Annotated in this window: 22 protein-coding genes; 5 read left to right on the forward strand and 17 right to left on the reverse strand. The window is 61.1% G+C overall.

Going from position 1 to position 19,667, the window contains the following annotated elements:
- Positions 1-38 precede the first annotated feature (38 nt).
- Complete coding sequence (gene uvrA / locus ACN0X6_RS15475; RefSeq protein WP_417705217.1) at positions 39-2,873, forward strand: excinuclease ABC subunit UvrA; 2,835 nt, start codon at positions 39-41, stop codon at positions 2,871-2,873.
- Positions 2,874-2,883: 10 nt separating this feature from the next.
- Here uvrA and ACN0X6_RS15480 read toward each other — a convergent pair whose 3' ends face one another.
- Positions 2,884-3,849 (reverse strand): LysR family transcriptional regulator, encoded by a 966-nt coding sequence (locus tag ACN0X6_RS15480; RefSeq protein ID WP_417705219.1) that lies wholly within the window; start codon positions 3,847-3,849, stop codon positions 2,884-2,886.
- Positions 3,850-4,013: 164 nt separating this feature from the next.
- Here ACN0X6_RS15480 and ACN0X6_RS15485 point away from each other — a divergent pair, with 164 nt between their 5' ends.
- Genes ACN0X6_RS15485 through ACN0X6_RS15500 form a run of 4 tightly spaced genes read left to right on the forward strand, consistent with a single transcriptional unit; the run spans position 4,014 to position 8,093 of the window.
- Positions 4,014-5,327, forward strand: coding sequence for an MFS transporter (locus ACN0X6_RS15485; protein ID WP_417705221.1), 1,314 nt, complete (start codon positions 4,014-4,016; stop codon positions 5,325-5,327).
- Positions 5,324-6,079, forward strand: coding sequence for a class II aldolase/adducin family protein (locus ACN0X6_RS15490; protein WP_417705222.1), 756 nt, complete (start codon positions 5,324-5,326; stop codon positions 6,077-6,079). The genes ACN0X6_RS15485 and ACN0X6_RS15490 overlap by 4 nt, the downstream gene beginning before the upstream one ends.
- A 4-nt stretch (positions 6,080-6,083) precedes the next feature.
- On the forward strand, positions 6,084-7,016 hold the full coding sequence (locus tag ACN0X6_RS15495) for a 2-hydroxyacid dehydrogenase (RefSeq protein WP_417705239.1): 933 nt from the start codon (positions 6,084-6,086) through the stop codon (positions 7,014-7,016).
- 57 nt (positions 7,017-7,073) lie between these two features.
- Positions 7,074-8,093 (forward strand): histone deacetylase family protein, encoded by a 1,020-nt coding sequence (locus tag ACN0X6_RS15500; RefSeq protein WP_417705224.1) that lies wholly within the window; start codon positions 7,074-7,076, stop codon positions 8,091-8,093.
- A 117-nt stretch (positions 8,094-8,210) separates the two neighbouring features.
- Here the strand turns inward: ACN0X6_RS15500 and bfr are convergent, their stop codons facing one another.
- From bfr to rpsH, 16 genes are all read right to left on the reverse strand, one after another.
- Positions 8,211-8,675: a bacterioferritin gene (gene bfr / locus ACN0X6_RS15505; protein WP_417705225.1), complete on the reverse strand. Its 465-nt coding sequence runs from the start codon at positions 8,673-8,675 to the stop codon at positions 8,211-8,213.
- A gap of 135 nt (positions 8,676-8,810) precedes the next feature.
- Positions 8,811-10,961 carry a catalase/peroxidase HPI gene (gene katG / locus ACN0X6_RS15510; RefSeq protein ID WP_417705227.1) on the reverse strand — a complete coding sequence of 717 codons (2,151 nt, stop codon included), beginning with the start codon at positions 10,959-10,961 and terminating at the stop codon, positions 8,811-8,813.
- 184 nt (positions 10,962-11,145) lie between these two features.
- On the reverse strand, positions 11,146-12,525 hold the full coding sequence (locus ACN0X6_RS15515) for a Na+/H+ antiporter NhaC family protein (RefSeq protein WP_417705228.1): 1,380 nt from the start codon (positions 12,523-12,525) through the stop codon (positions 11,146-11,148).
- 199 nt (positions 12,526-12,724) lie between these two features.
- The gene (rplQ, locus tag ACN0X6_RS15520; RefSeq protein ID WP_003243945.1) at positions 12,725-13,111 is read right to left on the reverse strand and encodes a 50S ribosomal protein L17; all 387 of its coding nucleotides are present in this window, start codon (positions 13,109-13,111) and stop codon (positions 12,725-12,727) included.
- 44 nt (positions 13,112-13,155) lie between these two features.
- Entirely contained in the window at positions 13,156-14,157 is a 1,002-nt protein-coding gene (locus ACN0X6_RS15525) for a DNA-directed RNA polymerase subunit alpha (protein ID WP_003463273.1), read from the reverse strand.
- A gap of 22 nt (positions 14,158-14,179) precedes the next feature.
- Positions 14,180-14,800 carry a 30S ribosomal protein S4 gene (gene rpsD, locus ACN0X6_RS15530; RefSeq protein ID WP_017675608.1) on the reverse strand — a complete coding sequence of 207 codons (621 nt, stop codon included), beginning with the start codon at positions 14,798-14,800 and terminating at the stop codon, positions 14,180-14,182.
- Between the two features lie 17 nt (positions 14,801-14,817).
- A complete protein-coding gene (gene rpsK / locus ACN0X6_RS15535; protein ID WP_003243933.1) occupies positions 14,818-15,207 on the reverse strand; it encodes a 30S ribosomal protein S11 in 390 nt (129 codons plus the stop codon).
- 30 nt (positions 15,208-15,237) lie between these two features.
- Entirely contained in the window at positions 15,238-15,594 is a 357-nt protein-coding gene (gene rpsM / locus ACN0X6_RS15540) for a 30S ribosomal protein S13 (RefSeq protein WP_003463275.1), read from the reverse strand.
- A 133-nt stretch (positions 15,595-15,727) separates the two neighbouring features.
- Positions 15,728-15,844: a 50S ribosomal protein L36 gene (gene rpmJ / locus ACN0X6_RS15545; protein ID WP_002555468.1), complete on the reverse strand. Its 117-nt coding sequence runs from the start codon at positions 15,842-15,844 to the stop codon at positions 15,728-15,730.
- Between the two features lie 28 nt (positions 15,845-15,872).
- Positions 15,873-17,201, reverse strand: coding sequence for a preprotein translocase subunit SecY (gene secY, locus ACN0X6_RS15550; RefSeq protein ID WP_036999706.1), 1,329 nt, complete (start codon positions 17,199-17,201; stop codon positions 15,873-15,875).
- A complete protein-coding gene (gene rplO, locus ACN0X6_RS15555) occupies positions 17,202-17,633 on the reverse strand; it encodes a 50S ribosomal protein L15 (protein ID WP_017675610.1) in 432 nt (143 codons plus the stop codon).
- A gap of 2 nt (positions 17,634-17,635) precedes the next feature.
- Positions 17,636-17,815: a 50S ribosomal protein L30 gene (rpmD, locus tag ACN0X6_RS15560; RefSeq protein ID WP_003243922.1), complete on the reverse strand. Its 180-nt coding sequence runs from the start codon at positions 17,813-17,815 to the stop codon at positions 17,636-17,638.
- Positions 17,816-17,817: 2 nt separating this feature from the next.
- Positions 17,818-18,318 (reverse strand): 30S ribosomal protein S5, encoded by a 501-nt coding sequence (gene rpsE / locus ACN0X6_RS15565; protein ID WP_017675611.1) that lies wholly within the window; start codon positions 18,316-18,318, stop codon positions 17,818-17,820.
- Positions 18,319-18,321: 3 nt separating this feature from the next.
- The gene (gene rplR, locus ACN0X6_RS15570) at positions 18,322-18,672 is read right to left on the reverse strand and encodes a 50S ribosomal protein L18 (protein ID WP_017675612.1); all 351 of its coding nucleotides are present in this window, start codon (positions 18,670-18,672) and stop codon (positions 18,322-18,324) included.
- Positions 18,673-18,683: 11 nt separating this feature from the next.
- Positions 18,684-19,217, reverse strand: a complete 534-nt coding sequence (gene rplF / locus ACN0X6_RS15575; RefSeq protein WP_017675613.1) for a 50S ribosomal protein L6 — start codon at positions 19,215-19,217, stop codon at positions 18,684-18,686.
- Between the two features lie 12 nt (positions 19,218-19,229).
- Positions 19,230-19,622, reverse strand: a complete 393-nt coding sequence (gene rpsH, locus ACN0X6_RS15580) for a 30S ribosomal protein S8 (RefSeq protein ID WP_003243915.1) — start codon at positions 19,620-19,622, stop codon at positions 19,230-19,232.
- Positions 19,623-19,667 lie beyond the last annotated feature (45 nt).

Here is a 19,667-nt window from a genome sequence, read left to right on the forward strand (position 1 = left end):
TCGACCGTTTTCCGCCCGCCCAGCGAGGCCCGTTGTAAGTGGACAAGATTCTGATCCGTGGGGCTCGTACCCACAACCTCAAGAACATCGACCTGACCCTGCCGCGCGACAAGCTGATCGTGATCACCGGCCTGTCCGGCTCCGGCAAGTCCTCCCTGGCTTTCGATACCCTGTACGCGGAAGGCCAGCGCCGTTACGTCGAGTCGCTGTCGGCTTACGCCCGGCAGTTCCTGTCGATGATGGAAAAGCCTGATGTCGACACCATCGAAGGCCTGTCACCGGCGATTTCCATCGAACAGAAATCCACCTCGCACAACCCGCGCTCGACCGTCGGCACCATCACCGAGATCTACGACTACCTGCGCCTGCTCTATGCCCGCGCCGGCATTCCGCGCTGCCCGGATCACGATGTGCCACTCGAAGCGCAGACCGTCAGCCAGATGGTCGACCAGGTGCTGGCCCTGCCGGAAGGCCGCAAACTGATGCTGCTGGCGCCGGTGATCCGCGAGCGCAAGGGCGAACACCTGTCGGTATTCGAGGAGCTGCGCGCGCAGGGCTTCGTCCGCGCACGGGTCAATGGCAAGCTGCATGAACTGGATGAGCTGCCCAAGCTGGACAAGCAGAAGAAGCACTCCATCGACGTGGTGGTGGACCGCTTCAAGGTCCGTGAAGACCTGCAGCAGCGCCTGGCCGAGTCCTTCGAGACGGCGCTCGGCCTGGCCGACGGCATCGCCCTGATCGCCCCCATGGATGATGAGCCGGGCGAAGAGATCATCTTCTCCGCGCGCTTCGCCTGCCCGCATTGCGGCCACTCGATCAGTGAGCTGGAACCCAAGCTGTTCTCCTTCAACAACCCGGCCGGCGCCTGCCCGACCTGCGACGGCCTGGGCGTGAAGCAGTTCTTCGACGTCAAGCGCCTGGTCAATGGCGAACTGACCCTGGCCGAAGGCGCCATACGCGGCTGGGACAGACGCAACGTCTACTACTTCCAGATGCTCGGCTCGCTGGCCGCACACTATGGTTTCAGCCTCGAAGAACCCTTCGACGAACTGGCCGCCGAACACCAGAAAGTCATTCTGTTCGGCAGCGGTTCGCAGAGCGTCGATTTCAAGTACCTCAACGATCGCGGCGATATCGTCAAACGTTCGCACCCCTTCGAGGGCATCATCCCCAACCTCGAACGGCGCTACCGCGAGACCGAGTCGGCCAGCGTGCGCGAGGAGCTGGCCAAGTTCCTCAGCACCCAGCCCTGCCCCGATTGCCGTGGCACGCGCCTGCGCCGCGAGGCGCGACATGTCTGGGTCGGCGAGAAGACCCTGCCGGCAGTGACCGGCCTGCCGGTGGGCGACGCCTGCGATTACGTCGCCAACCTGCACCTGACCGGCCGCCGTGGCGAGATCGCCGAGAAGATCCTCAAGGAAATCCGCGAGCGCCTGCAGTTTCTGGTCAACGTCGGCCTCGACTACCTGACCCTGGACCGCAGCGCCGACACCCTGTCCGGCGGCGAAGCGCAGCGTATCCGCCTGGCCAGCCAGATCGGAGCCGGCCTGGTGGGCGTGATGTATATCCTCGACGAGCCGTCCATCGGCCTGCATCAGCGCGACAACGAGCGCCTGCTGGGCACCCTCAACCACCTGCGCAACCTGGGCAATACGGTGATCGTGGTCGAACACGACGAAGACGCCATCCGCATGGCCGATTACGTGGTCGATATCGGCCCGGGCGCTGGCGTGCATGGCGGACGCATCGTCGCCGAAGGCACGCCGGACGAGGTGATGAATCACCCCGACTCACTGACCGGCAAATACCTGTCCGGGCGCGAGAAGATCCGCTATCCGGCGCAGCGCACCCCGCGCGACAAGAAGAAACTGCTCAAGCTCAAGGGCGCCCGGGGCAACAACCTGCGCAATGTCGATCTGGAGATTCCGGTAGGTCTGCTTACCTGCGTCACCGGCGTGTCCGGCTCGGGCAAGTCGACGCTGATCAACAACACCCTGTTCCCGCTGACCGCCACTGCACTGAACGGTGCGACCACCCTGGAAGCGGCGCCGCACGACTCCTTCGACGGCCTGCAGCACCTGGACAAGGTGGTCGACATCGACCAGAGCCCGATCGGCCGCACGCCGCGTTCCAACCCCGCCACCTATACCGGCCTGTTCACACCGATTCGCGAGCTGTTCGCTGGCGTGCCGGAATCACGCTCGCGCGGCTACGGGCCGGGGCGCTTTTCCTTCAACGTCAAGGGCGGGCGCTGCGAGGCGTGCCAGGGCGACGGCGTGATCAAGGTGGAGATGCACTTCCTGCCGGACATCTACGTGCCGTGCGACGTGTGCAAGGGCAAGCGCTATAACCGCGAAACCCTGGAAGTGAAGTACAAGGGCAAGAGCATCACCGAAGTGCTGGACATGACCATCGAGGAGGCCCGCCCCTTCTTCGACGCCGTGCCGGCCATCGCCCGCAAGCTGCAGACGCTGATGGACGTCGGCCTGTCCTACATCAAGCTGGGCCAGAGCGCGACCACCCTGTCCGGCGGCGAGGCGCAGCGGGTCAAGCTGAGTCGCGAGCTGAGCAAGCGCGATACCGGCAAGACCCTGTACATCCTCGACGAACCGACCACCGGCCTGCACTTCGCGGACATCCAGCAACTGCTGGATGTGCTGCACCGTCTGCGCGACCACGGCAACACCGTGGTGGTGATCGAACACAACCTGGACGTGATCAAGACCGCCGACTGGTTGGTGGATCTTGGCCCTGAGGGCGGTTCCAAGGGCGGCATGATCATAGCCACCGGCACACCGGAAGAGGTGGCCGACAACCCGGCATCGCATACCGGGCACTTCCTCAAGCCATTGCTGGAACGCGACCGCGCCTGACGGCGGGCGCCTAGAAGCGGTTACACGGAGCGGTCTCCAGCAGCGCCTGCTCGAATCGCTCCAGAAACACAGCCTCGGCATGGGTACGTTTCTGGTCGCGATTCCACAGCAGGTACACATTCACATCGATCACCCCTTCGGCTGGCGGCAGACGCCACACCTCGCCAGCCTGCACGTCCTTGGCGACGATATGTTCCGGCAGGCAGCCGATGCCGTAGCCAGCGGCGACCAGACGGCGAATCTCGTCGAGGCTCGATGACGAAGCCACGATACGCCCAGTGAAGCCCTGCTGATCCCGGAAGACGGTCAGCGGCGACAGATTGCCGCCAATCTGGTCGCTGGTGAAACTGACGAAGTTCTCGCTCTTGAGGTCGGCCAGCTTCAAGTTGTTGCGCCCGAATAGCGCGTGGCGCTTGCCGCAGAAGAACGCATAGCGCTGCTTGAGCATCACCCGCTGCTCCAGGCGTGGCTGCGGCGTGCGGCACAGGCTCAACCCGAACGAGGCGGTTTTCTGCAGCAGCGCGCTGACCACGTCGGAGCTGCGCAGCACGTCGAACTCGAACTCGACCCGTGGATAGTCGAGGTGGAAGTTGGCCAGAAAGTCGTCATAGAAGCGCGACTCGATGCGACTGATCATCAGGATGCGTATCTTGCCGGCAACGGTCTCTTCCGGCGCGTCGAGCGCAGGCCCAAGGCGCGACACGGTGCCGTACAGTTCGGCGGCGATCTGCATGACTTCCTCACCTGCCTTGGACAGCGCGATACGCGGCCCGCTGCGTATCACCAGAGTGCTTTCCAGTTGCTCCTCGAGCCGCTTGAGTGCCTGACTGACAGCCGGCTGGCTGAGGTGCAGACGCGCAGCGGCACGGCTGATGCTGCCTTCCTGGCCGATCACCAGAAAGGTGCGCAAGAGGTTCCAGTCAAGCCGGTCGTTGAGAAAGCGGCGGGCTTCCGCTTGGCGATACCCTCCATTCATAGGCCTTCAATCATCCACGATACTTATACTTGAGTATTGAAATTAGAAGCTTTGCTTAGCATAGGGGCATGGGCATGATTCGGCAATGCACCGCCAGAGTGCGACCAATCCCCACAGGGATGTGCTGTTTCTCCTGCCTATAAAAAAGAATCCGGGAGCCCGCGATGACCACCCCTACCACTACGCCGCGTCGTGCTGCAGCAGCCGCCTTCATCGGTACCACCATCGAGTTCTACGACTTCTACATCTACGCCTTCGCCGCCGCGCTGGTGCTCGGGCAGCTATTCTTCCCCAGCGAAAACGCGGTGCTCAGCACCATGGCGGCGTTCGCCACCTTCGCTGTTGGCTTCATCGCCCGCCCCTTTGCTGGAGTAGTGTTCGGCCACCTGGGTGATCGCTTGGGCCGCAAGAAAATGCTGCTGTTCACCATGCTGCTGATGGGCGTCGCCACTACCTGCATCGGCCTGCTGCCGACCTATGCCCAAGCCGGCATCTGGGGGCCGATCGGTCTGGTGGTGCTGCGCTTTCTGCAGGGCATTTCGGTGGGCGGCGAATGGGGCGGAGCGGTGCTGATGGCCAGTGAGCACGCCCCCAAAGGCCGCAAGGTGTTCTTCGCCTCATTCGCCCAGCTGGGCAGCCCGGCGGGCCTGCTGTTGGCGCTGATCGCCTTTCGCGCCATCAGCGAGATGGATGAGGACGCGCTGATGAGCTGGGGCTGGCGCGTGCCCTTCCTGCTCAGCAGCGTGCTGATGCTGGTGGGCCTGGCAATCCGCTTCGGTGTTCCCGAGTCGCCAGAGTTCGCCCAGCTCGAGGAGCAGAAGCAGACCGCCAAGAGCCCGGTGCAAGACGTGCTGCGCCATAACTGGCGGCAGATCCTGTTCGCCGCAGCGGCAGTGACCATAGGTTCAGGCGGTTTCTTCTTCACCAACACCTTCATGATCACCTACGTGACCCAGTACCAGGGCATAGCCAAGTCGACCATTCTCGACTGCCTATTTCTGGTGACCATCCTGCAGTTCCTCTCTCAGCCGTGCTCGGCGCTGCTGGCCGAACGCTTCGGTGAAGGGCGCTTCCTGAAGTGGGTGGCCGCGCTGTGCATGCTGGTGCCGTACCCGATGTTCCTGCTCGTGCAGACCGGCGACCTGATCTACATGACCGCCGGCATCGCCCTGGCCGTGTTGCTGCTGGCGGCGCTGTATTCGGCGATTGCCGGTTACATGGCCGAGGCCTTTTGCGTCCAGGTGCGCTACTCGGGCATTTCCATCGCCTACCAACTGGGTAGCGGCCTGACGGGCGGTCTGACACCGCTGATCGGCACTTATCTGGCCGGTCAGTTCGCCGGGCAGTGGTGGCCACTGGCACTGTTCTTCAGTGTGCTGGCCCTGATGTCGCTGGTCGGCGTGATCGGTCTGTCGCGCCTGCGCGCCATGGAGCGCCACCACCTCGACCTGTCGACCCCGGAGGTCGTTACCCCATGAGCAAACCCGAGATCATCAGTGACATCGAATGGCAGGCGCGCTGCGAGCTGGCCGCCCTGTACCGGCTGGTCGCCTACTACCGCATGACCGACCTGATCGACACCCATATCACCCTGCGCGTGCCGGGTCCCGAGCATCACGTCCTGATCAACCGCTACGGCGTGGCGTTCGAGAAAATGCGTGCCAGCGATCTGGTGCTGATCGACCTGCTGGGTAATGTCGTGGACCGACTGGGCGGCGAGCGGCGGGTAAACACCGCCGGTTTCGTCATCCACTCGGCGATCCACGAAGCGCGCCCGGACATGCGCTGCATCGTGCACACCCACACCGCTGCCGGCATGGCGGTGGCGGCGCAACGCGACGGTCTGCTGCCGCTGACCCAGCACGCCCTGAAGTTCTACGGCAAGTTGGCGTACCACACCTATGAAGGCATCGCGCTGTCACTCGAAGAGCGTGTGCGCTTGGTGGCTGACCTGAGCGACCACAAGGCGATGATCTTGCGCAATCACGGTCTGCTGGTCGGCGGGCAGAGCGTGGCGCATGCCTTTCACGAGATCTATTTCCTCGAACGTGCCTGCCAGGCGCAGATCCAGGCGATGACTGCGGGCGTGGCGCTGAACATCCCCAGCGAAGCGGTGTGCCGGCATACCGCCGAGCAGTTCGCCCGCGATGGCATCGAGAGCATCATAGGACTGGCCTGGCAAGCCGCTGTGAGCCTGATCGAGGAGCAGCGCCGTGACTGGTGCAGCTGAGTCCATGGCCAGTATCGTCGTGCTCTGTCGTGAGCGCAGGCTCGAAGACTGGCTCGTTGACCTGTTCACACACCACGCGCCCGAATTGAAGGTGCTGCGTCCTGATGATCCGGGTGCCGAGCTGGCCGAAGGCGCGGCCTGCTGGTATCCCACCGATGGTAGCCTGGGCCGCCTGCCGGCCTTGCGGTTGATCCACTCGATCGGCTCGGGTGTCGACCACCTGGAGCACGACCGCTCCCAGCCTGCGGGGCTGCCCATATGCCGGGTGGTCGACCCAGATCACTCCCTGGGCATGGCCGAATACGTGCACTGGGGCGTGCTGCATTTCCACCGAGGTTTCGATCAGGTCTTCAATGGCCGCGCCAGTCAGCAGTGGCAGCGACCACTACAGCGCGCCGCACGGGACTTCCGTATCGGCGTCATGGGTCTGGGCGCCATCGGTACACCGGTGGCCAGCCGACTGGCCCGGTCCGGTTATGCGGTGCGCGGCTGGGCGAGGACAGCACGCGAACTCGACGGCATCGCCACCTTTGCCGGTAACGAGAGGCTGAGCAGTTTTCTCAACGACCTCGATCTGTTGGTCAACTTGCTGCCGCTGACCACCGCCACACGCGGCCTGCTCACACGCAGCCTGTTCGAGCAAATGGCCCCTGGCGCCGCGCTGATCAATTGCGCTCGTGGCGAGCACTTGGTCGAAGCCGACCTGCTCGATGCCTTGGCCAGCGGCCAACTGCGCGGCGCTCTGCTCGACGTGTTCGCCAAGGAGCCGCTGCCGGACGACTCACCACTCTGGCAGGCTCCCGGCGTCTGGGTCACGCCACACATAGCATCGGCTGCATCCGATACCTGCATCGCCCGACAGATAGCCGACAACCTGCAGCGCCTGCAAGCCGGCCTCCCCCTCAACAACCTGATCGACCCCGAGCTGAGTTACTGAATCGCAGATGGGCGTCGCCGCTGCGCGCCCGTCAAACCACGACCTTGGATAATCGCCATGAAGACTTTCTTCCACCCACAGCAACGCCTGCACCATCCTCGCAGCTACCTGTCGCGCGGGCAGATGCGCGAGCCCCAGGAAATCCCGGCTCGCATCGATCCCCTGCTGGCCATGACGCGCCAGCTTGGTTTCACGGTCATCGAACCTTCGGATCACGGCCTCGCGCCGCTACGCGCCGTGCACAGCGACGCCTATCTGGACTACCTGCAGAGCGCCTACGCCCAGTGGCACGAGGTCGATGAGGACTGGGGTGACGAGGTGATGTCGAACATCTTCATCCGCGAGAACAATCCGTTGCGCGGCATACTCGGCAGGACCGCACGCTACCTGGCCGATGGCAGCTGCCCAATCGGTGAACATACCTGGACAGCCGCCTACTGGTCGGCCCAGGCCGCCGTTGCTGCGGCCCTGGCGGTTCGCGATGGCGAGCCCCAAGCCTATGCGCTATGCCGCCCACCGGGCCACCACGCGCGGGCCGAGGCAGCTGGGGGGTTCTGCTTTCTCAACAACGCAGCCATCGCGGCTCAGGTGCTACGTGAGAATTTCGGGCGGGTCAGCATCCTTGACACCGACATGCACCATGGCCAGGGCATCCAGGAAATCTTCTACGAACGCGACGACGTCCAGTACGTTTCCATCCACGGCGACCCGACCAACTTCTATCCGGTGGTGGCCGGCTTCGATGACGAGCTGGGAGCAGGCCAGGGAACAGGCTTCAACCTCAACCTGCCGATGCCTCATGGCGCCTCAGAGGAAGACTTCTTCACCTGCATGAACCTGGCCGAGCAGGCGATCAACACCTTTGCCCCGCAGGTACTGGTGTTATCGCTGGGCTTCGACATCTACGAGCATGACCCGCAGTCCAAAGTCTCGGTCAGCCACTCGGGTTTCGAAGCACTTGGTCAACGTATCCGCGCGCTCGGCATGCCCTGCGTGATCGTACAGGAGGGCGGTTACGACCTGGCCACGCTCAACGAAAATGCATCAAGGTTCTTCAAGGGGCTGCTGGGCACCTGACCCGAAACGAGCACATCGAGAAACCGCAGTAGTGCCCATCCGCAAATCACGGGCGCGCCCCAAGTGCAGCAAGCGGTGGTGAGCAGGCGAACCTGTCGCCAGATCCACCGCAGCGGCTCACATCTGGCTCTGCAGGTACTTCTCCAGCCCCAGTTTGTCGATCAGCTGCAGCTGAATCTCCAGCCAGTAGGCGTGGTCTTCCTCGGTGTCCTTGAGCTGGACCAGGAGGATGTCGCGGGTCTGATAATCCTGGTGTTTCTCGCACAGCTCGATGCCCTTGCTCAGGGCAGCGCGCACTTCGTATTCCAGGGCCAGATCCAGCTTCAGCGCTTCGGGCACGGTCTGCCCGTACTTGAAGGGGTTGGGTGCCATGTCCGGCACACCCTCGAGGAAGATGATGCGCTTGAGCAAGGCATCGGCGTGCTGGGTTTCCTCTTCCATCTCGTGGTTGATGCGCTCGTAGAGCTTGCTGAAGCCCCAGTCCTCATACAGCCGCGAATGGATGAAGTACTGGTCGCGCGCGGCCAACTCGCCCTTGAGCAGGTGTTTGAGATAATCGATGACTTCGCTATGGCCTTTCATGCCGGCAATCCTTGTTGCATTCGTGAGCAGGGGGCAATGCTCCGCCTGACGCCCGGCTCGGTCAAGCAAAAGCACAACGCCTCCACGAGGGAGGCGTTGCGGTTCACTGACGCACCGTCGGTGCGCCACTCAGGCTCAGGCCAGATCGAAACGATCCAGGTTCATCACCTTGGTCCAGGCGGCGACGAAGTCCTTGACCAGCTTCTCCTTGCCGTCGGCACTGGCATAGACCTCGGCGTAGGCGCGCAGTACCGAGTTGGAACCGAACACCAGGTCGTTGCGGGTGGCGGTGTATTTCACCTGCCCATCCTTGCGTGTACGCCCTTCGAATACTTCGTTGCTGTCATCGGCGGCCTTCCATACGGTGCCCATATCCAGCAGGTTGACGAAGAAATCGTTGGACAGCACGCCGACCTTGTCGGTGAACACGCCATGCTGGCTGCCGTCGTGGTTGGCGCCCAGCACACGCAGGCCGCCGACCAGTGCAGTCATCTCCGGCGCGGTCAGTGTCAACAGCTGCGCCTTGTCGATCAGCATCGTCTCGGTGGGCACGCCCAGGTTGCCTTTGCTGTAGTTGCGGAAACCATCGGCAGCAGACTCCAGTACATCGAATGAGTCGACATCGGTCTGATCCTGACGCGCATCGACACGGCCCGGCGCGAAAGGCACGTCTACCGTTACACCGGCAGCCTTGGCGGCCAGTTCGACACCGACACTACCGGCCAGCACGATCACGTCAGCCAGGGAGGCCTTGCCGGATGCCTGCTGGATTTCCAGCAGTTTCGGCAGCACCTTGATCGCCCGCTGGTTGGCGGCCCAATCCTTCTGCGGTGCCAGCGCCAGGCGCGCACCGTTGGCACCACCGCGCTTGTCGCCACCGCGGAAGGTCGATGCCGAAGCCCAGGCCACGGACACCAGATCACCCACCGACAGCCCGGAAGCGGCGATCTTCGCTTTCAGATCGGCAATATCGGCAGCGCTCGGGTTGTGGGTGGCAGCAGGCAGCGGGTCTTGCCAGATCAGGTCCTCTTTCGGCACTTCCGGGCCCAGGTAACGGGCTTTCGGCCCCATGTCGCGGTGGGTCAGCTTGTACCAGGCACGCGCGAAGGCATCGGCAAAGGCCTGCGGATCTTCATAGAAGTGCTTGGAGATCTTGCCGAACTCCGGATCGAAGCGCAGGGTCAGGTCGGTGGTGAGCATGGTCGGCTTGTGGAATTTGCCCGGCACATGCGCATCCGGGATGATCTCAGGCGCATCCTTGGCCACCCACTGCTTGGCCCCAGCTGGCGACTTGGTCAGCTCCCATTCGAACTTGAACAGGTTCTCGAAGAAATTGTTGCTCCACAGTGCCGGCGTCTTCGTCCAGGTCACTTCCAGGCCACTGGAAACCGTGTCCTTGCCGAAGCCACTGCCGAAATTGCTGGTCCAACCCAGGCCTTGGGCTTCGATAGGTCCGGCCTCGGGCTCAGGTCCCTTGTGCGACTCCGGCGCCGCCCCGTGTGCCTTGCCAAAGGTGTGGCCGCCAGCGATCAAGGCGACGATTTCTTCGTCGTCCATCGCCATGCGATAGAAGGTGGCACGAATGTCCTTGGCTGCGGCCAGGTAGTCGCCGCTGGCATTGGGGCCCTCCGGGTTCACGTAGATCAGCCCCATGTGGGTGGCGCCAAAGGGTGCGGTCAGCTCGCGTTCGTCATTGACGCGCTTGGGATCGACACCCAGCCAGGCGACTTCGGCGCCCCAGTTGACGTCCTGATCCGGCTCCCAGACGTCTTCGCGACCGGCACCGAAGCCGAAGGTGCGGAAACCCATGGATTCCAGTGCGACGTTACCGGCGAGGATGTACAGGTCGGCCCAGGAAATGGACTGGCCATACTTCTGCTTGATCGGCCACAGCAGGCGACGCGACTTGTCGATGTTGACGTTGTCCGGCCAGGAGTTGAGCGGCGCGAAACGCTGCTGGCCACGGCCGCCACCGCCACGGCCATCGGTGGTGCGATAGGTACCGGCAGAGTGCCAGGCCATGCGGATGAACTGCGGCCCGTAGTGACCGAAGTCGGCGGGCCACCAGTCCTGGCTATCGGTCATCAGCCTGACCAGATCGGCCTTGAGCGCCTTGTAATCGAGCTTCTTGAAGGCTTCGGCGTAGTTGAATGTTTCACCCAGTGGATTGGATCGGTCGGAGTGCTGATTGAGCAAATCCACACGCAGCTGATTCGGCCACCAATCTTTGTTGGTCGTGCCTCCACCAGCGACGTGGTTGAACGGACATTTACCTTGGTTCGACATGGTTCTCTCCTTCTCCTCATCGGGTCGGTCCCAGCGAGTGCGACCAACAATGGGACAAGCCTAGACCCGCTTTGCCAAGCGAACCAATTCATGAAGCGTAACGGCGCGATAGTTATTTTCTTTCGAGCACGCCATGAAAAAACGGGCCAACAGGGCCCGTTTTTCCGAGGATGGGCAAGGAGATTCAGGCGACGATAATGAAGCCCACGAAAGCCACTGCGGCGGCCACCAGCGTATACGGCAGCTGAGTGATCGCATGGCTGATCAGGTTGCAGCCCGAGCCCTGTGCCGCCAGCACGGTGGAGTCGCTGTAGAAGCAGGCCTGGCTGCCGAAGGCCGCCGCCGACATCAGTGCGCCGATCACCAGGGGAATGTCCGCACCCAGGGCGTAGGCCAGGGGCATGACGATCGGGATGGTCACGGCGAAGATGCCCCAGGACGAGCCAGTGGCGAACGACAGCACCGCCATGCACAGGAACACCATGGCCGGCAGCATCTGCGGCGTCATGTAAGGTTTGAGCGTCTCGACCACGTACTGCGGCAGCATCAGTTGATCGCAGACATCCTTGAAGACGAAAGCCGCCACGCAGATGCCGATGGCCGGCAGCATCGTCTTGAAGCCGTCGACCATCTGATCGAGCATCTCCGCCAGCGGCATCAAGCGCTGCACCAGATAGAACGGCAGAGTCAGCAACATGGTGGCGATCATGCCCATCCACACGTCGATGTCGAAATACACGGTGAAGCCGACCAGCATGGCCAGCGGCACCAGGAAGTTATGCAGCTTGCCCCCCTCCTTGTCGGCCCCTTCGAACTCCTCCTCCAGTGACTTCATCGAGTAGTTGTGCTCGGGGCTCAGCTCGCCAACGTGCATGGCACCGGCGGAGCCGTGGCGCGCCTGCAACTCGGCCTTGCGCATCGGCCCGATATCCGGGAACAGCCCGGCAGCCACCAGCAGTACCAGCAGCACTGCAGCCCAGGCGTAGAGCATGTAGGGAATGGCCTGGATATAGACATTTATGCCCTGACCACTCTCGGCGATGCCATTGTTCTCCAGCAGGCCGCCAAAGAACACCGCCCAGGTGGACAGCGGGACCAGTACGCAGATCGGTGCAGCGGTGGAGTCCACCACGTAAGCCAGCTTCTCGCGCGAAACACTGAAACGGTCGGTGACGCGTTTCATGGTCTCACCCACCGTCAAGGCATTGAGGTAGTCGTCGACGAAGATCACCACGCCGAGCACGAAGGTCATCAACAGCGAGGAGCGACGCCCCTTGGCCAGCTTCAGTGCGCTGCGACCGAAGGCCAGGGCACCACCGGTACGCACCAGCAGGGCGATCAACGCACCGAAGCTGCCGCACACCAGGATGAGCCAGCCGATGGTTTCGTCCTGCATCACCTTCAGCGAGATTTCCGCGAAGCTACCCAGCGCATCCTGGGGCGAGAGCAGCAACAGACCGCTGCAGGCGCCGACCAGCAAGGCGAGGATGGGGCGACGCAGCCAGATGGCGAGAGTCAGGACAACGACAGGAGGGATGAGACTCAAAGCAGTAGGTTCGGACATGATCAGCAATTGTTCTTGTTGGGGCCGGCACAGCGGCGAAGCGGAGACAGCCGCACCTTACCCGAGCCCCATGACGTACACAATATCAAACAATACGTGCGGAAAAATATTCACACCACTGACTAGCCACCTTCGGCTCGACAAATCACGGGCAACAAAAAACCGGGCGCGAGGCCCGGTTTTTTGTACAACCAGCAACTTACTCGGCAGCTTCTACCGAACCGCCGACCGGACGGTCGACCAGTTCAACGTAAGCCATCGGAGCGTTGTCGCCAGCGCGGAAACCGCACTTGAGAATGCGCAGGTAGCCGCCGTTACGGGTGGCGTAGCGCTTGCCCAGATCGTTGAACAGCTTGCCTACGATGGCTTTCGAACGGGTACGGTCGAAGGCCAGACGACGGTTGGCAACGCTGTCTTCCTTGGCCAGGGTGATCAGCGGCTCGGCAACGCGACGCAGTTCCTTGGCTTTCGGCAGGGTAGTTTTGATCAGCTCGTGCTCGAACAGCGAGACCGCCATGTTCTGGAACATGGCCTTGCGGTGAGCGCTGGTGCGGCTGAGGTGACGGCCACTTTTACGATGACGCATGGTTCAATTCCTTACCAAACTTGTTCGTTCGGTGATGATGACGATCAGGCAGTGGCCTTATCGTCTTTCTTCAGACTTGCCGGCGGCCAGTTGTCGAGGCGCATACCGAGGGACAGACCGCGAGAAGCCAGAACATCCTTGATTTCGGTCAGGGATTTCTTGCCCAGGTTCGGGGTTTTGAGCAGCTCTACTTCGGTGCGCTGAATCAGGTCACCGATGTAGTAGATGTTCTCTGCCTTGAGGCAGTTGGCCGAACGTACGGTCAGTTCCAGATCATCGACAGGACGCAGCAGGATCGGATCGATCTCGTCTTCCTGCTCGACCACCACGGGCTCACTGTCACCTTTGAGGTCGACGAACGCGGCCAGCTGCTGCTGCAGGATGGTCGCGGCACGACGGATAGCCTCTTCAGGGTCCAGGGTACCGTTGGTTTCCAGGTCGATAACCAGTTTGTCCAGGTTGGTACGCTGCTCGACACGGGCGTTTTCCACCACGTAAGCAACCCGACGCACAGGGCTGAACGAAGCATCCAGCTGCAAGCGACCAATGCTGCGGCTTTCATCTTCGTCGCTCTGACGCGCGTCAGCCGGCTCATAGCCGCGACCACGAGCTACGGTGAGCTTCATGTTCAGCGCGCCATTGGAGGCCAGGTTGGCGATTACGTGGTCGCCATTGACGATTTCGACATCGTGATCCAGCTGAATATCGGCAGCGGTAACTACGCCCGGGCCCTTCTTAGCCAGAGTCAGGGTCACTTCGTCACGGCCGTGCAGCTTGATAGCCAGACCTTTCAGGTTGAGCAGGATCTCGATGACATCTTCCTGCACACCTTCGATCGCGGAGTACTCATGGAGTACGCCATCGATCTCGGCCTCGACTACTGCACAGCCAGGCATGGAGGACAACAGGATGCGGCGCAGCGCGTTGCCCAGGGTATGGCCAAAGCCACGCTCGAGAGGCTCGAGGGTGATCTTGGCGCGGGTCGGACTGACCTCCTGCACATCGATGTGACGGGGGGTCAGGAACTCATTTACCGAAATCTGCATGGATGCACCTATTTTCTAGCCCTTACTTGGAGTAGAGCTCGACAATCAGGCTCTCGTTGATGTCGGCGGACAGATCGCCACGAGCCGGTACGTTCTTGAACACACCAGACTTCTTCTCGGCGTCTACTTCTACCCACTCAACACGGCCACGCTGGGCGCAGAGCTCGAGAGCCTGAGCGATGCGCAGCTGATTGCGCGATTTCTCGCGAACAGCAACGACGTCGCCAGCCTTAACTTGGTAGGACGGTACGTTTACGGTCTGACCGTTGACGCTGATCGCTTTGTGCGAAACCAGCTGACGGGACTCGGCACGAGTAGCGCCAAAACCCATACGGTAAACCACGTTGTCCAGACGGCACTCCAGCAGTTGCAGCAGATTTTCGCCGGTGGCGCCTTTCTGGCTGGCAGCTTGCTTGTAGTAACCGCTGAATTGACGCTCCAGTACGCCGTAGATACGACGAACTTTCTGCTTCTCACGCAGCTGGGTGCCGTAGTCGGACTGACGGCCACGGCGCTGGCCGTGGATACCCGGGGCTGCTTCGATGTTGCACTTAGATTCAAGCGCGCGAACACCACTCTTCAGAAAGAGATCGGTGCCTTCACGACGAGACAGTTTGCACTTGGGACCAATGTAACGAGCCATTTCTCACTGTCTCCTGATTACACGCGACGCTTCTTCGGCGGACGGCACCCGTTGTGCGGGATTGGCGTCACGTCGGTGATGCTGGCGATTTTGTAGCCGCAGGCGTTCAGAGCACGCACGGCGGATTCGCGACCTGGGCCTGGACCTTTGACGTTGACGTCGAGGTTCTTCAGACCGTACTCCAGTGCAGCCTGACCAGCGCGCTCGGCGGCGATCTGGGCAGCGAACGGAGTGGACTTACGCGAGCCGCGGAAACCCGAACCACCGGAGGTAGCCCAGGACAGGGCGTTACCCTGACGGTCGGTAATGGTCACGATAGTGTTGTTGAAAGACGCGTGGATGTGGGCGATGCCATCAACCACCGTCTTTTTGACTTTTTTACGAGTACGAGCAGCAGGTTTTGCCATGACTAAATTCCTGTCGATTCGCGAATGCGATTACTTGCGGATCGGCTTACGCGGGCCCTTGCGGGTGCGAGCGTTGGTCTTGGTACGCTGACCGCGAACCGGCAGACCTTTACGATGACGCAGGCCACGGTAGCAACCCAGATCCATCAAGCGCTTGATCTTCATATTCACTTCACGACGCAGGTCGCCTTCGGTATTCACCTTGGCTACTTCGCCACGCAGCTGTTCGATCTGCTCGTCAGTCAGATCCTTGATTTTCGCAGCCGGATTTACACCGGTAGCGGCACAGATTTTCTGTGCAGTGGTGCGACCAACACCAAAGATGTAGGTCAGCGAGATAACAGTGTGCTTGTTATCCGGAATGTTAACGCCTGCAATACGGGCCATTCAGTGGAACTCCAATTGACAGCTACCTACGCCCCGGAAGCCAAGAAATAGGGCGCGAGATATTAACGCTGTAATAACAAATAATCAACCCGGCAGCGCACTAGCTGCCGGGCTTATCACGCGTGGTTCACACTCAGCCTTGGCGCTGCTTGTGACGCGGCTCTGCGCTGCAGATCACCCGCACGACACCTTCGCGACGGATAATTTTGCAGTTACGGCACAGCTTTTTCACCGATGCACGAACTTTCATTACCAACTCCTCGAACCTTACGGGTGGATCAGCGGAGCATGCCGCTGCCATAGCCCTTCAGGTTGGCTTTCTTCATCAGGGAATCGTACTGGTGAGACACGAGGTGCGATTGCACTTGGGACATGAAGTCCATTACAACCACGACCACGATCAGCAACGAGGTCCCGCCAAGGTAGAACGGAACGTTGGCTGCAACCACCAGGAACTGGGGCAGCAGGCACACGGCCGTCATGTACAGAGCACCGAACATGGTCAAGCGGGTCAGAACGCCATCGATATAGCGTGCCGACTGCTCGCCCGGACGGATGCCCGGAATAAAGGCACCGGACTTCTTCAGGTTTTCCGCTACGTCTTTCGGGTTGAACATCAGCGCTGTGTAGAAGAAGCAGAAGAAAATGATCCCTGCACTAAACAGCAGAATGTTCAACGGCTGACCAGGAGCGATAGCCTGCGAAATGTCCTGCAGCCAGCCCAAACCCTCGGACTGACCAAACCAGGCACCCAGCGAGGCCGGGAACAGCAGAAGGCTGCTGGCGAAGATGGCCGGGATTACGCCCGCCATGTTCACCTTCAACGGCAGGTGGCTGGTCTGCGCAGCGAAGACCTTGCGGCCCTGCTGACGCTTGGCGTAGTGCACCGCAATGCGACGCTGACCACGCTCAATGAACACCACGAAACCGATGATCGCTACTGCCAGCAGGCCGATGGCGATCAGAGCGAAGATGTTGATATCGCCCTGGCGGGCAGACTCGAAAGACTGCCCGATTGCCGACGGCAGACCGGCCACGATGCCTGCAAAAATCAGCATCGAGATACCGTTGCCGACACCGCGCTCGGTGATCTGCTCGCCCAGCCACATCATGAACATCGCGCCCGCCACAAAAGTGGTGATCGCCACGAAGTGGAAGCCGAAATCGACCGAGAACGCAACGCCCTGGCTAGCCAGACCAACGGACATACCGATGGCCTGAACGAACGCCAGGACGAGAGTGCCGTAGCGGGTGTACTGGCTGATCTTGCGACGGCCAGCTTCACCTTCCTTCTTCAACTGCTCCAGCTGCGGGCTGACGGCGGTCATCAGCTGCATGATGATCGATGCCGAAATGTACGGCATGATCCCCAGTGCAAAGATGCTCATCCGCTCCAGCGCGCCGCCGGAAAACATGTTGAACAAGCTAAGAATGGTCCCCTCATTCTGCCGGAACAGATCCGCCAGTCGGTCTGGGTTGATGCCAGGAACCGGGATGTGCGCACCTATCCGGTAGACGATGATCGCCAGGAACAGGAAACGCAGACGAGCCCAGAGTTCGGACAACCCGCCACCTGCCAGCGCTGAGAGAGCACCTTGCTTAGCCATTTAGTCCTCGAACTTACCGCCAGCTGCTTCGATAGCCGCACGCGCACCCTTGGTGGCGGCGATACCTTTCAGGGTGACCGCACGGGTAACCTCACCGGACAGCATGACTTTCACACGCTGTACGTGATGGCCTACCAGATTGGCATCCTTCAGAGCCTGCAGAGTGACAACACCCTCTACCTTGTTCAGCTCGGAGGTACGCACTTCAGCGCGATCCATAGCCTTCAGGGAGACGAAGCCGAACTTCGGCAGACGGCGGTGCAGCGGCTGCTGACCACCCTCGAAGCCCGGAGCGATGGAACCACCAGAGCGGGAGGTTTGACCTTTGTGGCCACGGCCACCAGTCTTACCCAGACCGCTACCGATGCCACGGCCCGGACGGTGCTTCTCGCGACGGGCACCCGGCGCGGAACGCAGATCGTTCAGTTGCATGATTAACCCTCCACCTTCAGCAGGTAGTAAGCCTTGTTGATCATGCCGCGGTTTTCCGGAGTATCCAGAACCTCTACGGTGTGACCAATGCGACGCAGGCCCAGGCCCTTGACGCAAGCTTTGTGATTGGCCAAGCGGCCATTGGTGCTCTTGATCAGAGTCACTTTGACGGTATTAGCCATGGTTAGAGAATCTCCTCGACGCTCTTGCCACGCTTGGCCGCAACGGAACCCGGAGACTGCATGGTCTTCAGACCCTTGAAAGTGGCATGAACCACGTTCACCGGGTTGGTCGAGCCGTAGCACTTGGCCAGAACGTTCTGCACACCAGCCACTTCCAGCACGGCACGCATGGCGCCGCCGGCGATGATACCGGTACCTTCCGAAGCCGGCTGCATGAACACCTTGGAGGCGCCGTGAGCGGATTTGATCGGGTACTGCAGAGTGGTGCCGTTCAGATCAACTTGGATCATGTTGCGACGAGCGGCTTCCATCGCTTTCTGGATAGCAGCCGGAACTTCGCGGGACTTGCCACGGCCGAAACCGACGCGACCCTTGCCATCACCCACCACGGTCAACGCGGTGAAAGTGAAGATACGGCCACCCTTTACGGTCTTGGCAACGCGGTTAACCTGAACCAGCTTCTCGATGTAGCCTTCGTCGCGCTTTTGGTCGTTATTTGCCATAACTTAGAACTCCAGCCCGCCTTCACGAGCAGCATCAGCCAGCGCCTTGACGCGGCCGTGGTACTTGAAGCCAGAACGGTCGAATGCCACCTGGGTCACACCAGCGGCTTTCGCACGCTCAGCAACCAGCGCACCAACTTTCTTGGCTGCGTCGACGTTGCCGGTGGCGCCATCACGCAGTGCTTTGTCCAAGGTAGAGGCGCTGGCCAGAACCTTGCTGCCGTCGGCCGAGATGACCTGGGCATAGATGTGCTGCGAAGAGCGGTACACGCACAGACGCACGGCTTCGAGCTCGTGCATTTTGAGGCGTGCTTTGCGAGCGCGACGCAGACGAGTAACTTTTTTGTCGGTCATTTTTCAGCCCCTTACTTCTTCTTGGCTTCTTTACGACGGACAACTTCATCCGCGTAACGAACGCCTTTGCCCTTGTAGGGCTCAGGACGACGGAAGTCACGGATTTCCGCAGCCACCTGACCCACCAGTTGCTTGTCGATACCCTTGATCAGGATTTCGGTCTGGTTCGGGGTTTCGGCCACGACGCCTTCCGGCAGTTCGTAGTCGATCGGGTGGGAGAAGCCCAGTGCGAGGTTCAGCACCTGGCCTTTGGCTTGAGCTTTGTAGCCCACGCCGACCAGTTGCAGCTTACGCTCGAAGCCTTGGCTGACACCGATGACCATGTTGTTCACCAGGGCGCGAGTAGTACCGGCCATAGCGCGGTTCTGCTGATCGCCATTACGAGCGGCGAAACGCAGTTCGCTACCTTCCTGGATCACTTCCACGGACGAGTGAACGTTCAGTTCCAGAGCGCCCTTGGCACCCTTGACCGAGAGCTGCTGACCGGCGAGTTTGATCTCGACACCGGCAGGCAGCACAACGGGGTTCTTAGCAACGCGAGACATGCTTATCCCCCCTTAGAACACGGTGCAGAGCACTTCGCCGCCGACACCGGCAGCGCGCGCAGCGCGATCCGTCATCACACCTTTGTTGGTGGAGACGATGGAAACACCGAGACCGCCGCGAACCTTCGGCAGGTCATCGACGGATTTGTATTGACGAAGGCCAGGACGGCTCACGCGCTTGACTTCCTCGATGACCGGACGGCCTTCGAAGTACTTCAGCTCGATGGACAGTTGTGGCTTGGCTTCACCATTGACTTCATAACCCGCAATGTAACCTTCGTCTTTCAGAACTTTGGCTACTGCTACCTTCAGAGTGGAAGAAGGCATGCTTACGACGGACTTTTCAGCCATCTGGGCATTACGGATACGAGTTAGCATGTCCGCTAACGGGTCCTGCATACTCATGGGCTAGACGCTCCTGATACAAAAAGAACAGCCCGAGGTCTGTGG

Source organism: Pseudomonas sp. (assembly GCF_048269965.1).
Lineage (GTDB): Bacteria > Pseudomonadota > Gammaproteobacteria > Pseudomonadales > Pseudomonadaceae > Aquipseudomonas.